Raw genomic sequence first — 14,193 nt, forward strand, 5'->3', positions numbered from 1 at the left:
TGATGTGGTTAAACGTCTAGAACCATCTTGTCACTCTTGGTGCCCGCTGTCCTATCTGAAAGATCACTACTAAGTAATAACAACACCGCGAAATCCACGGTTGGAATATCAAGCCACCTTTTGGCGTTGTGCCAAAGACGACAACCGAGGAGAAAAGAGCAGCATATGTCCGAAACAAATCGAGTAGTCATCATTGGTGGACACGGGAAGGTTGCACTTCTTGCGGCGCCAAAACTTGCAAGTCACGGGCTGAACGTAGAGTCGGTGATTCGCAACCCAGAACATAGCGATGAAATCAGTGCCCTGGGCGCCACCCCGGTAGTGCTGGATATCGAACAGGCAGACGTTGACGCGTTGGCCCAGCAGTTTAGCGGCGCCAAGGCAGTGGTGTTCTCCGCCGGCGCCGGCGGCGGAAGCCCCGAACGCACCGTCGCGGTGGATTACGAAGCCGCCGTACGCACCATGAAGGCGGCCGAGCAGGCCGGGGTGAAGCGTTTTGCCATGGTCTCCTATGCGCGCGCATCCGTTGACGTGGACAGCCTAGAGAAGGACAACTCCTTTTATACCTATGCCAAGGCCAAGCATGACGCGGACAAATTCCTGCGTGCGACCGACTTGGACTTCACCATTCTTGGTCCGGGCCTGCTGACCCTGGATCCATCCAGCCAGAAGGTCACGCTGACCGATGAAGAAGGCAAGATCCAAGGACGTGCGCCGCAGGAGAATGAGGGGAATACTGCGCGTGAGACCGTTGCAGATGTTCTGACCCATGTTGTCGTCAACAACGCAGCCGTTCGCCAGACAGTGAATTTCTATGACGGACAGACACCGATCGCCGAGGCGATCAGCTAAAGTCGATCTTTAGCCAACCTCAGGACCGCTCGAACGTTCGAGCGGTCCTGAGGCATTTAAGCACGATAAGACACCGTTAGACGAACACGATCAAAGCGACTGAGAAATCTCCCCAAATCACTTGTGTGATAACTTTTGAACTTATACTATAAGTACATAACAAGGCCCACCTCGGGAACTTGACCGTCAGGAGTTTTCAGATCATGAGTTACACGCCAGATGCCATCCGCCACGTCAAACTTTCCACCGCGCGCCTGCCTCTGGCAACCCCGATCTCTGATGCCAAGGTCTTCACCGGCCGGCAGAAGCCAATGACAGAGGTCGTGTTCCTTTTCGCCGAGATCAGCACCGAACAGGGCTATGAAGGCCTTGGCTTCTCCTACTCCAAACGCGCCGGCGGTCCCGCGCAATATGCTCATGCCAAGGAAGTCGCCCAGACAATGATTGGCGAGGACCCCAACGACATCGCCAAGCTGTACACCAAGTTGCTCTGGGCCGGCGCATCGGTGGGCCGCTCCGGAGTGGCCACACAGGCCCTGGCAGCGTTGGACATCGCGCTCTATGACCTGAAGTCCAAGCGCGCGGGACTGCCACTGGCTAAATTCCTCGGCTCATACCGCGATTCCGTGCGCACCTACAACACCTCCGGAGGCTTCTTGAATGCCAGCATCGAAGAGGTTAAGGAACGCGCAAGCCAATCCATCGAAGAAGGCATCGGCGGAATCAAGATCAAGGTCGGACTCCCGGATAGCGCCGAAGACCTGCGCCGTGTCGCCGCCGTACGCGAACATATTGGCCCGGACTTCCCACTGATGGTTGACGCCAATCAGCAGTGGGACCGTGCCACCGCCTTGCGCATGGGACGCAAACTCGAACAGTTCAATTTGGTGTGGATCGAAGAACCTCTGGATGCCTACGATGCCGAAGGCCATGCAGCACTAACCAGAGCGCTGGATACCCCGATTGCCACCGGTGAGATGCTCGCTTCGGTCGCCGAACACGAACGCCTGATCGCGGCCCGTGCCTGCAGCATCATTCAGCCAGATGCTCCGCGCGTCGGTGGCATCACCCAGTTCTTGCGCCTGGCCACACTGGCAGACCAAGCAGGGTTGGACCTTGCACCGCACTTCGCCATGGAAATCCACCTCCACCTTGCGGCCGCCTACCCGCGCGAGCCGTGGGTGGAACACTTCGACTGGTTAGACCCGCTGTTTAATGAACGCCTGGAAACCAAGGATGGCCGCATGATCGTGCCAAACCGTCCGGGCCTGGGGTTCAGCCTCAGCGATCAGGCGAGGACTTGGACCACCGAATCGGTTGAGTTCGGACGGGCCTAAAAGAGTATCAATAAGCGCCGGGACACCTCATCGAGGTGCCCCGGCGCTTATTGTTGAACTATGGAGAGCATGAAACCGAATCTGACCACCACTCTGGTCGAATCCCTGCGTGAGCGGATAAGCAGTGGGCACTTCGCTCCGGGCGACAAGCTTCCCAGCGAAAACACGCTGATTGCCGAACACGGGGTCTCGCGCACCGTGGTGCGTGAAGCTATCACCCGGTTGCAGGCTGAGGGGCTGGTGCACACACGCCGTGGCGCAGGCAGCTTCGCGCTGACTCCTCCGGCGGAACCTCAAATGGCCAGTGCGCTGGTACCTCGCACCTTGGATGAACGCCGTGCACTGATGGAGTTCCGCGTCGGCTTTGAATCCGAAGCCGCCGCGAAAGCTGCCGCAACGTATTCCATAAAGGATCTAGCAGCAATGGACGAGGCTCTTCGTGGCTTTGAAGCCGCTTCAGGCAATGCCTCGGCGAGCATGAGTTGCGACTACGAATTCCATCTCGCGGTGGCCCGCGCCACTGCGAATAACTATTTTTCCCATGCGGTTCAGAATTTCGGACCGTCGATGATCGCCATGCCGCGTCGCCGCCTGGAACCGTCGGAATCGAGGTCGGCCGCGCAATGGGGTCTAGTGGCCGCGGAGCACCAAGCGGTGCGCGATGCAATTGCGTCGGGCGACCCCCAATTGGCCGCCGCGGCCATGCGCATTCATCTAGCCAATTCCATTTACCGGCTGGAGTCAGAATCTGGCAGCAAGAACTAAGCGCACTGTGATTTAGCGAAAATCGACGCCGTGGGCTTACTCCTCCTAGGCGGAGAAAGCGATTACTCCCGACTCCATCAAACCACCAAAAATCTGCAAATGAGTTAGCAAACGCTAGTTACCCTGGCACTACCACCGGGGCGTCTTCAGTTCATACTCCGGAACGATGGACTGCATGTAGGTGGTGTCGTCGCGCTTTTTGAGTCCAGCGTCTAAATACTGCTGGTGCATACGCGCCAGCGCTTCGTTGTCCAGCTCCACACCTAGCCCAGGTTTTGTTGGGACCCGGACTTTGCCATCCTCGAATGAGAAGACTCCCGGAACGATCACGTCATCCTCCGCCAACTTCCATGGCCAATGCGTATCGCAGGCGTAGTCCACATTCTTCGTGACGGATGCTAGCTGGATCATGGCTGCAAAGCTGATTCCCAAGTGCGAGTTCGAGTGCATCGACAGCCGCAGCTTGAAGGTCTCGGCGATTCCGGCCAGCAAACGTGAGCGATTAAGTCCACCCCAGAAATGGTGATCAGAGAGCACCACGTCCACAGCACCGGCGCTCAACGCTGGCGGAAGATCATTAAAGGAGACCACACACATATTGGTGGCCAGCGGGAGATTTATCTGCTTGCGCACTGCCGCGTTGTCCTCGATGGACAGGCATGGATCCTCCAGATATTGAAGAATCGGCTCTAGCCGTCGGCCAATGCGTACTGCGGTGTCTACAGTCCACACGCCGTTTGGATCGATTCGAAGCAGCATGTCTGGAAATTCTGCTCGCAACGCTTCAATAGCTAAGGCTTCCTCCTCAGGAGGGAAAACCCCTCCCTTCAGCTTGAGCGCTTTAAAGCCGTATTCGTCGACCATTTTTCGGGCTTGCTCCACAATGCCAGACGGATCCAAAGCGGCACCCCATTTGTCCTCTGCAAAGCCCGGGTGGCCGGCCCACTTATAGAACAGATAGCCGCTGAACTCGACTTCGTCCCGAACTTGTCCCCCGAGTAAAGTGCTCACCGGTACTCCAAGCACCTTGCCTTGGATATCCATCGCGGCAACATCAAAAGCGGAAAGTACACGATCATCCAATGATGTGGTTGTCACCATTCCGCCAGTACCATGACCGCCGGCCCCGTTATCCTCGGCCAGCGAGGCGGAAACGCGCTCAGAAATTCTATTGATATTAAAAGCGTCGGTACCGACCAGGAATTCTCCTGCACGTTGCAACCGTGCAACGTGCACCTCATCTCCGTAAGTCTCTCCCAAGCCGTAATGGCCGGAATCGGTGTGGACAACCACGATGGCTCGCAGGGCATAAGGTTCGTGTACGCCAACCGAATTCAGCAACGGAGGGTCCGCGAACGCTACCGGGGTCACCACGACGGAGGTGATTGTGGCCGTCGGTGTGGCAGGCGAAGCAGGTAATGACATGTGAATCTCCAAATGTTAGTGCGCGTTGGCTTTGACTGCTAGCACCGGGCGATCAGCTTGCAATAGAATCCGTTGCGCATGCGACCCCATAATGAATTTGCCGACTTGGGTGCGCTGGCGTAAACCTATGACAATCAGCGACACCTTCCGTTCTGTCGCAATGCGCAGGAATTCTTCGGTCAGGTCGTCACGATAAGTGGACTCGATGATCTGGCTATCAATTCCGGCTGCGGACACCACCGCTTCGACTTCTTTCCAGTCGTCCGAGGAAGCAGTGTTCTTGTCCACTAGGGCGCCTTCGCGGGAAGAATTGACGATCAACAGTTCCTCGTTGCGCAGTTTGGACTCGGCAATTGCGGCGTCCAGCGCTGCCTTGCCTACAGGAGTGGGGACATATCCGACGATGATGCTCATACTTTTTCCTTTTCAGTTTCTACCTGGACTGCTAGCGTGTTCGTTTTCCGCTTGTCAATGAAGCTCTTGAGCATCGGCCACAGTGCGACAATGACGAATACAATCAGCAATGAAGCGGAGATTGGACGGGTAAAGAAACCTCCGAGGTCGCCTTCGAGTACGAGCAGAGAGCGACGAAGGTTAGATTCAAGCAAACTGCCGAGCACGAACGCCAGCACCAGCGGTCCGGGCTCGAACCCGAACTTTTTCATCACGTATCCCAATGCTCCGAAAACCACCACCAGAAAAACATCGAAAATCGAGTTGCGGATGGTGTAGGCACCGAGCATGGTGATCAAGACGGTGATGGGTGCCAAGATTGCAGCACGGATACGCAAGATCCGGATGAATACGCCCACCAGTGGTATGGCCATCAGCAAGAGGAGGATGTTGCCTATGTACATCGAGTTAACCACGCCCCAGAACAGTTCCGGATCGTTGCCAATCAGTTGCGGCCCGGGCGTGATGCCCTGGATCAATAGTGCACCGAAAATAATGGCCATGGTGCCGTTAGCAGGTATGCCCAAAGTCAACAGCGGAATGAATGAGCTTGTAGCTGCCGCGTTGTTGGCAGTTTCTGGGCCCGCCACGCCTTCGATGGCTCCCTTGCCGAAGCGTGAGGGATCCTTAGCAACCTTCTTTTCAACCGCATAGGAAACCAGTGAAGAAATGGTGGCTCCGCCGCCGGGAAGAATCCCTAGGAAAAAGCCCAGAAGCGAGCCACGCCCCATGGCTGGGGCGGCCTGCTTGATGTCTTTGCCCGAAGGCCAGACTCGCTTCACTTTGATAGGAGCGCTCACAGCGCGGTGTCGGTCTTCGAGGTTGTAGAGGATCTCGCCGATGCCGAACAGTCCCATAGCAAGCGGAGCAAAGTCGATTCCGTCCGCCATCGACAGGTTTCCGAAGGTGAAGCGTTCGGCACCAGTAAAGATATCGCGTCCTACCGTAGCCAGTAGCAATCCGACAGCGGCGGCGATAATCGCCTTAATCTTCGAGGCCCCTGAGATTGTGGCGACCAACAAGATTCCTAATAAGGCCAGAGCTGCATACTCTGGCGGACCGAAGTCCAGCGCAAAGCTTGCCACAAGCGGTGCCAAGAAGGTCAGGCCAATAATGGATACCGTCGCACCAGCGAATGACCCGATAGCGGCAATGCCCAGCGCAGTTCCTGCACGCCCTTGCTTTGCCATGACGTAGCCATCAAAAACGGTGACTACAGAACTGGCTTCGCCGGGCAGGCGCAGTAGCACCGAGGTGATAGTTCCGCCGTACTGTGCACCGTAGAAGATTCCAGCGAGCATGATGATCGCGGTTACTGGTTCAATACCGTAGGTCAGGGGCAGGAGGATCGCGATAGTCGCTGCCGGGCCCAGGCCCGGCAGTACTCCAACGAGCATGCCGATGACCACGCCTACTAGGCAATAAAGGAGATTGGTGGGGTCCATAACGGTACCGAAACCGTCAAGGACTGGTGCAAAAAAGTCCATGCTGATATTCCTTGTTCTGCTCTAGTCAGATCACGTGCGGGATGCTGGTACCAAGGCCAACAATGAATATGAGGTAGAAAATCACTACGACAAGCGTTGAGTAGAGGGTGGCTGAGCGCCAGGTTTCTGCTCCCAGCCACCGCATCCACACAAAGCACAAAAGAAGCGAAGGAACTTCAAAACCAATGACTGGCATCAAGATGACCAGGAGGATCAAAGTCGCGAAGCCGATGAGAGCGAACCAGCTGTATTTGGTGAATCGCTCTCCATCTCTGCCGCCGCCGCGTCCTACAATCAACTGAACGACAGCCATTACACCGATAATGATGCTCACGATGAACGGCCACATTCCAGCTTTTGGAGTTTGCGGTGTTCCCAGATCCAGATTTACGGACATGATGACTCCGGCAAGGGAGAACGCTACGAGTACTAGGCTGGAGGCCAGATGCGCGACTGGTCCGGCTTTAGCCGGTGCATCTGATTCCCATATTTCGGCGAGTTCTTCCGGCGTTAATGCCTCGGTTGCAATGATTTCATCCGTCTCCGGCGTATCTTGCTTATCTTTATGCTTTTGCATCGATTCCATCCGCTTCAATTAGTTCCCGTGCGTAAAAGTTCTACTGGAGCTTATTTGCCCGAAACTAGCGAGATGCCGTTCTCCTCGGTTAGCGACTTGTACTTCTCTGCCAGTGCAGTCCATTCTTTGATGACTTCCTCACCGCTGATCTCGTGCGGGGTCAGCAAATTGTTTTTATTGAATTCCTTATAAGTCTCAGTTTCGGTGGCGCCTTGGATAGCTTCGGTGAGCTTGCTCTTAGCCTCAGCGCTTAGGCCCTTAGGTACTCCTACAGCACGGAACTGAGACACAGGAACGTCATAGCCGAGCTCTTTTGCGGTCGGTACATCTGGAAGAAATTCGTTGCGTTCAGTGGAGAAAATTACCAGTGGTTCTACCGTGCCTGCGTCAATCTGAGGCTTGGCCTCTCCAAGCTGCACGGTAGAAATTTGCACCTGGTTGCCCATGACAGCGGTCAACGCCGGGGCTCCCGAGTCAAAGGGAACGGTCGTACCCTTGACATCCGCCTGCGCTAGGAGCAATTCCTGGGCCAGCTGCGAGCCGGTGCCGACTCCGGTAGTTCCGTACGACAATTTCTCGTCACTGCTAGCTACTTCGTCGAACGACGCGAAGCCAGACTTCTTGCTGGCGATCATGACGTAGTCGTCCTGCGACAGGCCGGCCAACACATCAACGTCGTCGAAAGTCACTGCTTCTTCTTCGGACACTGCCAGCGGAGTGATAGTGAACAGAGATGCATTCAGCATCACGAGGTTCTGCCCATCTGGATCCATCTCGGCGACCTCTTCGGTGGCCAGCGCACCATTTGCACCCGGCTTGTTGACTGCAGGGACCGCCACACCGAGCTCGTCAGAAAGACCTTCACTCAGAGCACGGGCGATCAGGTCAGTCGATCCCCCGGGGGCAGCGCCCACGGTGAAAGTTACAGGACCATTGGGAAATTTAGCGGGATCGGCGCTGCCTCCACCGACGTTGCCGCCACATGCAGTCAGTGCCAGTGCGGCACCCGCTGCGGAAAGTGAAAGTAGTGTGCGTCGGGTAAATCGATTTTTCACGGGATGTTCTCCTACTGGTTGCGAGTGGAAAAGCTTCAGAGGCCACTTGGGTGAGCCAGCTCACTGACACGGCCTGTGGTACAGCTTAGAAAATAGATATGATGCATGTCCAAGGTCATCTAGGCATGGAATGATTCCCGAAAGGTATCGATTGTTCACTCTTGATCAAGCCCGTAGTTTCGTTGCGGTAGCAGAAGAACTACATTTCGGTCGCGCGGCCGAACGACTAAATATGACTCAACCACCGCTAAGCCGACAAATCCAAAAGCTAGAACGCTCGGTCGGTGTCGCGCTTCTGGAACGAGATAATCGACGGGTCTCGCTGACCGCTGCCGGTCATGCATTTCTCGCGGATGCGAAGCGACTTGTGGTTGCCGCCGAACGCGCCCCCGATAATGCCCGACGAATCGCCGCCGGCCAAATCGGCGAACTCCGGATCGGATTTACCGCAGCCTCTGGCTTTAGCCTTCTCGGACCGCTTTTGGCCGAGATTACTGAGCAAATGCCTGAGGTGCATTTGGACCTCTCTGAAATGGTGACCAGCGCACAGGTGGATGCGCTTTTGGACGGGGATCTGGATATGGGGTTGGCCAGGCCGCCTTTTGACGAAGATCTTTTTGAGTCAGCTTTGCTGCTCTCCGAAGGCCTGTACGTTGCGGTGCCTGTGGGGCACCGGTTGGATTTGTTGAAACGTGACGTCTTATTTCAGGATCTGCGTAACGAACCACTGATCATGCACTCGGCGACCAAGGCACGCTATTTCTATGACTTAGTGGTGCGCCGGATCGATGTGGAGCACAAAAATGTGCGCCACACAGTGAGCCAGATCCTGACTATGGTTGCGCTCGTTTCCGCCGGGCGTGGAATTGCCTTTGTGCCGGAGAGCGCCAAACTGCTCGGTGTTGAGGGCGTCAGTTACCTGCGACTCTCCGAAGTGAAAGATGACCCGGTACAGCTACACGCAATTTGGAGTCGCACATCGCGCAACCCGGCACTGGGTTCCATGGTTGAAATAGTTCGCGGAGGACTGCACCACTAACGCTGCTACTCGGCAAGAACAGTCAATGATGCACGGAGGGTATCAAACCATACAAATATGGGCTTGGACAGGCATCATGAGTCATCCATACGCTGGGAACAACAAATACGTTCCACACCTTCTGTCCGCACGTAATGCGACAGAATTAGCAAAGGACCAGTCCCATGGCTCAGTACACTCCTCATGAACTTGCCGACAAGCTCAAAGACGGCCTGCTCTCCTTCCCAGTCACTGCATTTGATGCGAACCTCGAAGTAGACGAGCCCGCTTACCGCCGCCACTTGGAATGGCAGTCAAGCTTCGACGTGGCAGGCCTATTCGCTGCCGGTGGCACGGGTGAAGGTTTCGCCCTGACCGCCGAAGAAGCGGCCAATGTTGTACGCATGGCGGTGGAAGAGGCAGGTTCGCGCGTTCCGGTTCTAGCTTCCGCTGGCGGTTCCACCAAACAGGCAATCCAAAATGCCCAGGATGCCGAAGCCGTCGGCGCCGAGGGTCTGCTGCTGCTTCCTCCGTACCTGACCGAATGCGATCAGGATGGTCTCTACGAGCACGTCTCGGCAATTTGCGCAGCTACCAAGACCGGTGTGATCGTGTACAACCGTGCCAACGCAATCTACTCGGCAGATACGGTGGCTCGTCTTGCCGAGAACCACGAAAACTTCATTGGCTTCAAGGATGCACTAGGCGATATCGAGCACCTGACCAAGGTCTATGCCAAGAACGGGGACCGCCTGTTCTACCTCGGCGGTCTGCCCACCGCCGAGACCTTCGCCCTGCCATTGTTGCAGCTGGGCATGAGCACGTACTCATCAGCCATGTACAACTTCGTCCCGGAGTTCGCCTTGGACTTCTACAAGGATGTTCGTGCCCAGGATCGTGTGGCAGTGAATGAAAAACTGAACCGCTTCGTCTTGCCATACCTGGACATCCGCGACCGGGTGAAGGGTTACGGTGTTTCCATCGTCAAGGGCGGATTGAAGGTCGTTGGCCGTGACTCCGGTTCTGTGCGTCCCCCTCTTCAGGACCTGACCGAAAAGGATCTTGCAGATCTTTCGGCTCTAATCAAGCAGGCCGGCATCGTTCCTACCGGCGCGAGCCTCTAAGCAAAATTCGTTCCTTACCGACAACCTATCTCGTCGAACCAGGAGTATTTATGAGCACCACAACGCAGAACCTAACCGGGCAGTCCATCCTCGCCGGCACGCAGACCAGCGGTACCGGCCGAGAAGTCCACGGCTACAATCCAGCGACCAACGAACCGCTAGAGCCTGCCTACACGCTCATCGATGAGCAGCAATTAAAGGTCGCCACCGAGGCAGCTGCCGAAGCCTTCGATTCTTTCCGTTCCTTGGAACCTACCAAGCACGCAGATTTCTTGGAAGCCATTGCAGATAACATCGAAGCGGTTGGGGCCGAGCTGGTAACGCGCGCCATGGCCGAGACCGGCCTACCCGAAGCCCGCCTAACCGGCGAGCGCGGACGCACCACGGGTCAGCTGCGCTTGTTCGCGAAGGTTGTACGCCAAGGTGACCAGCACGGGGTCCGTGTGGATCCTGCCTTGCCCCAGCGACAGCCAGCACCTCGGGTTGACATCCGCCAGCGTAAAATCGCCGTTGGCCCGGTAGCCGTCTTCGGTGCCTCAAACTTCCCGCTGGCTTTTTCCACCGCTGGTGGTGACACCGCTTCGGCGCTGGCAGCCGGTTGCCCGGTGATCTTCAAGGCACACAATGCCCATCCCGGAACCAGCGAAATAGTGGGACGAGCAATCACCAAAGCGGTAGCCGACTTTGGCCTGCACCCGGGCGTCTTCTCCCTGGTCTACGGCCCAGGCGCCTCTATTGGTCAGGCGTTAGTTGCCGATCCGGTGATCAAGGCTGTGGGCTTTACCGGATCACGCTCCGGGGGCACCGCGCTGATGGCTACCGCGGCTGCGCGGCCGGAACCAATCCCGGTATACGCCGAGATGAGCTCCATCAATCCGGTGATCTTCTTCGAAGGAGCCTTAGCCGAGGATCCGTCCGCGCAGGCTGCGGCATATTTGGCTTCGGTCATAGGCTCTTCGGGCCAGCTGTGCACGGCCCCCGGCTTGGTCTTTGTCCCGACGGGTGAAGCTGGCGATGCATTTGCTCAGGCCATTAGCGCTCAAGCACCGGCAGCTTCCGGCCAGACCATGCTCACCGAGTCAATCTTCAACTCCTGGACTCAGGGCGTCGAAGCCTTAGGCAGCCAAGAAGGTGTCGAGCTGTTGGGTCGTGGCATCGAAGGAACCGGAAAGAACGCGCCGGCACCAACCATCTACTCCTCGAACGTGGAACAACTGCTGGCCAACTCTGTCTTGCAAGATGAGATCTTCGGTGCAGCGTCATTGGTCATTCATTACGCGGATGCTGGGCAGCTAAAGAACGCACTATCTAAGCTGGAAGGACAACTCACCGCAACCTTGCAGCTGACCGAATCGGACTACGCAGTCGCGGCCGAGGTCATTCCAACGCTGGAAACCAAAGTTGGTCGCATCCTGGTTAACGGATGGCCAACCGGAGTCGAGGTAGGACATGCAATGGTTCACGGCGGGCCGTTCCCTGCAACCTCCGATCCGCAGACCACTTCGGTCGGTACACTGGCAATCGAGCGATTCCTGCGTCCCGTGGCCTACCAGAATTTCCCTGATGGTTTGTTGCCAAAGCCAATTGGCATGGACAATCCTTGGAATCTGACCCGACGTGTTGATGGCACGCTGAAGACTGTTGGAGAGTAATAGATGAGTAACCAGCCAACTATCGTCTCAATTCAGGTCATCCCCGTCGCCGGGCACGATTCAATGCTTTTGAATCTCTCCGGGGCACATGGGCCTTTCTTTACTCGAAACATCACAATCGTCACTGACTCCGAAGGTCGCACGGGCTTGGGCGAAGTGCCCGGCGGTGAAGCAATCCGTTCAACCATTGAAGAAGCAGGCGCACTACTAACCGGTGCGCCGGTGGCCAAATACCGCTCGCTGCTTCGCCAGGTCGCTGCCCGTTTCGCAGATCGCGACGCTGGCGGCCGCGGGGCACAAACCTTTGACCTGCGCACCACGGTGCACGCGGTCACTGCCTTGGAATCAGCCTTGCTGGATTTGCACGGACAGTTCCTTGGTGTTCCGGTCGCCGAACTGCTTGGTGATGGACAGCAACGTGACGCCGTGCCGATGCTCGGATACCTGTTCTACGTGGGTAACCCAGACCAAACCGATCTTCCCTACCTACGCGAACCGCAAGGTGCAGACGATTGGGAACGAGTACGCCGCGAAGAGGCCATGACTCCAGAGGCCGTGGTACGTCTGGCAGAGGCGGCCCAGCAGCGTTATGGTTTCAAGGACTTCAAGCTCAAGGGAGGAGTTCAACCCGGCGACGCCGAAGTCGACGCTGTCATCGCGTTGAAGGAACGCTTCCCGGACGCTCGCATTACGCTGGATCCAAATGGCGGCTGGCTGTTGAAGGACGCCATTCGCCTGGGCAATCGGATGAAGGGAATCGTCGCCTACGCCGAGGATCCCTGCGGTCCGGAAGGCCGTTTTTCGGGCCGCGAAGTCATGAGCGAGTTCCGCCGTGCCACCGGGCTACAAACCGCCACTAATATGATCGCCACCGACTGGCGCGAAATGGCACATGCAGTACGCACCAACGCTGTGGACATTCCCTTGGCAGACCCACATTTCTGGACCATGTCCGGTTCGGTGCGAGTCGCCCAGCTGTGCGACGAGTTCGGGTTAACCTGGGGCTCACACTCCAACAACCACTTCGATATTTCGCTGGCAATGTTCACTCAAGTTGGTGCCGCCGCACCAGGTGAGATCACTGCACTTGATACTCACTGGATCTGGCAAGACGGCCAGGGGCTCACCGAAGAACCGCTATTGATCCGTGACGGTGAAATCAAAGTGCCGCAGCGCGCCGGTTTAGGTGTCTCGCTGGACATGGATCGCGTTCAGAAGGCCCACGAACTCTATCTCGAACATGGGCTCGGCTCGCGTGACGACGCAGTGTCAATGCAGTACCTGATCCCCGGGTGGAGCTTCGATTCGAAGAGCCCTTGCCTGGTGCGCTAGTGAGTCCATATAGCATCGCCATAACGCACTGAAGACGGTGAAGATAACTACCTAAGTTATCTTCACCGTCTTCACCTATGCCAGGCACCATATATTGCAGCCACAGATTTGTTGGAGAGGAAGGCCCTATGCAGGGAGTATTACAAGGATTTGCGATAGTGCTGATCCTCATCGGCATAGGACTAGCGACTTCCGTGGCCTTGCCGGGCAAACGGGAGATGATTGCCAAGGGCCTGACCCCACTGATCTTCTACATCACGAATCCAGCACTGATGTTCGTGCTGCTCTCAGGGACCGACTTGCGAGCCGTGATCGGCGTATTCACTCCCATAGCACTGATCACCGCGGTGCTTACCGGCGGCCTCTTCGCCCTCATTTCCAAGCTGGTTTTCAAGACGCCCACGCACCGACTACCAGCCGCCGCCATGTCCACTAGCTACGTTAACGCCGGAAATATTGGTGTCCCATTAGCTCTTTACGCGGTGGGAAGCACCAACCCAGTCGTCTCGGTGCTCATTGCGCAGCTGCTGATCATTGCTCCGATCTACTTGTGCATGTTTGCTTTGGCTTCCCGGGCACAACGAGGTGGCACGGAGAGCCAGCCACTGGGCACAACGATTGTTAAATCCGTTGCCAACCCGGTCACCATCGCCACCTTCATTGGCGCGGTGTTTTCCTTCTTCAATTGGTCTTTGCCCGAGGTTATTCACGCACCAGTACAGATGCTTGGCGACGCCTCGATCCCATTGATGCTCATGGCATTCGGCATGTCCTTATATGGACAACGCCCGCTCTCCGACAAGAGCCTGCGAGGAGAAATTTATGTAGCGACGGCGTTCAAGGTGCTGTTCATGCCATTGCTCGCCTGGCTCATGGCAAGATTCGTCTTTGGCTTAGACGGAGTAGACCTTCTGGGCGTGGTTATCATGGCCGCGTTGCCGACAGCACAGAACGTCCTGCTGTTCTCACTGCAATTCAAACTAGACGTCGCGATCCCCCGTGAAGTAGTACTTACCAGCACGTTGCTCACCGTTCCTACTGTGCTCCTAGCGACTTTTCTACTCGGATAACTCGTACAGAAGTAACCAGCAGACGTTCGGGTAGCCTGCCAAAAAT

General features: G+C 56.5%; 13 protein-coding genes. 8 read left to right on the forward strand and 5 right to left on the reverse strand.

The features are described from left to right. The first annotated feature begins 165 nt into the window (after nt 1–165). From IEX04_RS01335 to IEX04_RS01345, 3 genes are all read left to right on the forward strand, one after another. Nucleotides 166–852, forward strand: coding sequence for an NAD(P)H-binding protein (locus IEX04_RS01335; RefSeq protein ID WP_188683113.1), 687 nt, complete (start codon nt 166–168; stop codon nt 850–852). Nucleotides 853–1,055: 203 nt separating this feature from the next. Continuing rightward, nucleotides 1,056–2,189 (forward strand): L-talarate/galactarate dehydratase, encoded by a 1,134-nt coding sequence (locus IEX04_RS01340; protein ID WP_188683114.1) that lies wholly within the window; start codon nt 1,056–1,058, stop codon nt 2,187–2,189. 69 nt (nt 2,190–2,258) lie between these two features. Beyond that, nucleotides 2,259–2,954, forward strand: coding sequence for a FadR/GntR family transcriptional regulator (locus tag IEX04_RS01345; RefSeq protein WP_188683116.1), 696 nt, complete (start codon nt 2,259–2,261; stop codon nt 2,952–2,954). A 129-nt stretch (nt 2,955–3,083) separates the two neighbouring features. Here the strand turns inward: IEX04_RS01345 and IEX04_RS01350 are convergent, their stop codons facing one another. From IEX04_RS01350 to IEX04_RS01370, 5 genes are read right to left on the reverse strand one after another with little or no spacing between them, the layout of a single operon-like run. Beyond that, complete coding sequence (locus IEX04_RS01350; RefSeq protein WP_188683118.1) at nt 3,084–4,379, reverse strand: enolase C-terminal domain-like protein; 1,296 nt, start codon at nt 4,377–4,379, stop codon at nt 3,084–3,086. Between the two features lie 15 nt (nt 4,380–4,394). Next, entirely contained in the window at nt 4,395–4,793 is a 399-nt protein-coding gene (locus tag IEX04_RS01355; protein ID WP_188683120.1) for a universal stress protein, read from the reverse strand. Beyond that, nucleotides 4,790–6,319 carry a tripartite tricarboxylate transporter permease gene (locus tag IEX04_RS01360; protein WP_188683123.1) on the reverse strand — a complete coding sequence of 510 codons (1,530 nt, stop codon included), beginning with the start codon at nt 6,317–6,319 and terminating at the stop codon, nt 4,790–4,792. The genes IEX04_RS01355 and IEX04_RS01360 overlap by 4 nt, the downstream gene beginning before the upstream one ends. 25 nt (nt 6,320–6,344) lie before the next feature. After that, the gene (locus IEX04_RS01365) at nt 6,345–6,896 is read right to left on the reverse strand and encodes a tripartite tricarboxylate transporter TctB family protein (protein ID WP_188683125.1); all 552 of its coding nucleotides are present in this window, start codon (nt 6,894–6,896) and stop codon (nt 6,345–6,347) included. A 50-nt stretch (nt 6,897–6,946) separates the two neighbouring features. Further along, complete coding sequence (locus IEX04_RS01370; RefSeq protein WP_188683127.1) at nt 6,947–7,951, reverse strand: tripartite tricarboxylate transporter substrate binding protein; 1,005 nt, start codon at nt 7,949–7,951, stop codon at nt 6,947–6,949. A gap of 151 nt (nt 7,952–8,102) precedes the next feature. Between IEX04_RS01370 and IEX04_RS01375 the strand changes: the two genes are divergently transcribed. The 5 genes from IEX04_RS01375 to IEX04_RS01395 all read left to right on the forward strand — a co-directional run bounded on the left by IEX04_RS01375 (nt 8,103) and on the right by IEX04_RS01395 (nt 14,147). Beyond that, nucleotides 8,103–8,990, forward strand: coding sequence for a LysR family transcriptional regulator (locus tag IEX04_RS01375; protein WP_188683129.1), 888 nt, complete (start codon nt 8,103–8,105; stop codon nt 8,988–8,990). A 164-nt stretch (nt 8,991–9,154) separates the two neighbouring features. Next, nucleotides 9,155–10,093: a 5-dehydro-4-deoxyglucarate dehydratase gene (kdgD, locus tag IEX04_RS01380; protein WP_188683131.1), complete on the forward strand. Its 939-nt coding sequence runs from the start codon at nt 9,155–9,157 to the stop codon at nt 10,091–10,093. 50 nt (nt 10,094–10,143) lie between these two features. Continuing rightward, a complete protein-coding gene (locus IEX04_RS01385; RefSeq protein ID WP_188683133.1) occupies nt 10,144–11,745 on the forward strand; it encodes an aldehyde dehydrogenase (NADP(+)) in 1,602 nt (533 codons plus the stop codon). A gap of 3 nt (nt 11,746–11,748) precedes the next feature. Next, a complete protein-coding gene (locus tag IEX04_RS01390; RefSeq protein ID WP_188683135.1) occupies nt 11,749–13,077 on the forward strand; it encodes an enolase C-terminal domain-like protein in 1,329 nt (442 codons plus the stop codon). 128 nt (nt 13,078–13,205) lie between these two features. Then, nucleotides 13,206–14,147 carry an AEC family transporter gene (locus IEX04_RS01395; protein ID WP_188683136.1) on the forward strand — a complete coding sequence of 314 codons (942 nt, stop codon included), beginning with the start codon at nt 13,206–13,208 and terminating at the stop codon, nt 14,145–14,147. The last annotated feature ends 46 nt before the right edge of the window (nt 14,148–14,193 follow it).

Source organism: Glutamicibacter ardleyensis (assembly GCF_014644555.1).
GTDB lineage: Bacteria > Actinomycetota > Actinomycetes > Actinomycetales > Micrococcaceae > Glutamicibacter > Glutamicibacter bergerei.

Coding starts and splice junctions, on each gene's coding strand:
- IEX04_RS01360 (WP_188683123.1), bottom strand. CDS start 6,319: ATGGACTTTTTTGCACCAGTCCTTGACGGTTTCGGTACCGTTATGGAC.
- IEX04_RS01340 (WP_188683114.1), top strand. CDS start 1,056: ATGAGTTACACGCCAGATGCCATCCGCCACGTCAAACTTTCCACCGCG.
- IEX04_RS01355 (WP_188683120.1), bottom strand. CDS start 4,793: ATGAGCATCATCGTCGGATATGTCCCCACTCCTGTAGGCAAGGCAGCG.
- IEX04_RS01345 (WP_188683116.1), top strand. CDS start 2,259: ATGAAACCGAATCTGACCACCACTCTGGTCGAATCCCTGCGTGAGCGG.
- IEX04_RS01365 (WP_188683125.1), bottom strand. CDS start 6,896: ATGCAAAAGCATAAAGATAAGCAAGATACGCCGGAGACGGATGAAATC.
- IEX04_RS01350 (WP_188683118.1), bottom strand. CDS start 4,379: ATGTCATTACCTGCTTCGCCTGCCACACCGACGGCCACAATCACCTCC.
- IEX04_RS01395 (WP_188683136.1), top strand. CDS start 13,206: ATGCAGGGAGTATTACAAGGATTTGCGATAGTGCTGATCCTCATCGGC.
- IEX04_RS01390 (WP_188683135.1), top strand. CDS start 11,749: ATGAGTAACCAGCCAACTATCGTCTCAATTCAGGTCATCCCCGTCGCC.
- IEX04_RS01335 (WP_188683113.1), top strand. CDS start 166: ATGTCCGAAACAAATCGAGTAGTCATCATTGGTGGACACGGGAAGGTT.
- kdgD (WP_188683131.1), top strand. CDS start 9,155: ATGGCTCAGTACACTCCTCATGAACTTGCCGACAAGCTCAAAGACGGC.
- IEX04_RS01385 (WP_188683133.1), top strand. CDS start 10,144: ATGAGCACCACAACGCAGAACCTAACCGGGCAGTCCATCCTCGCCGGC.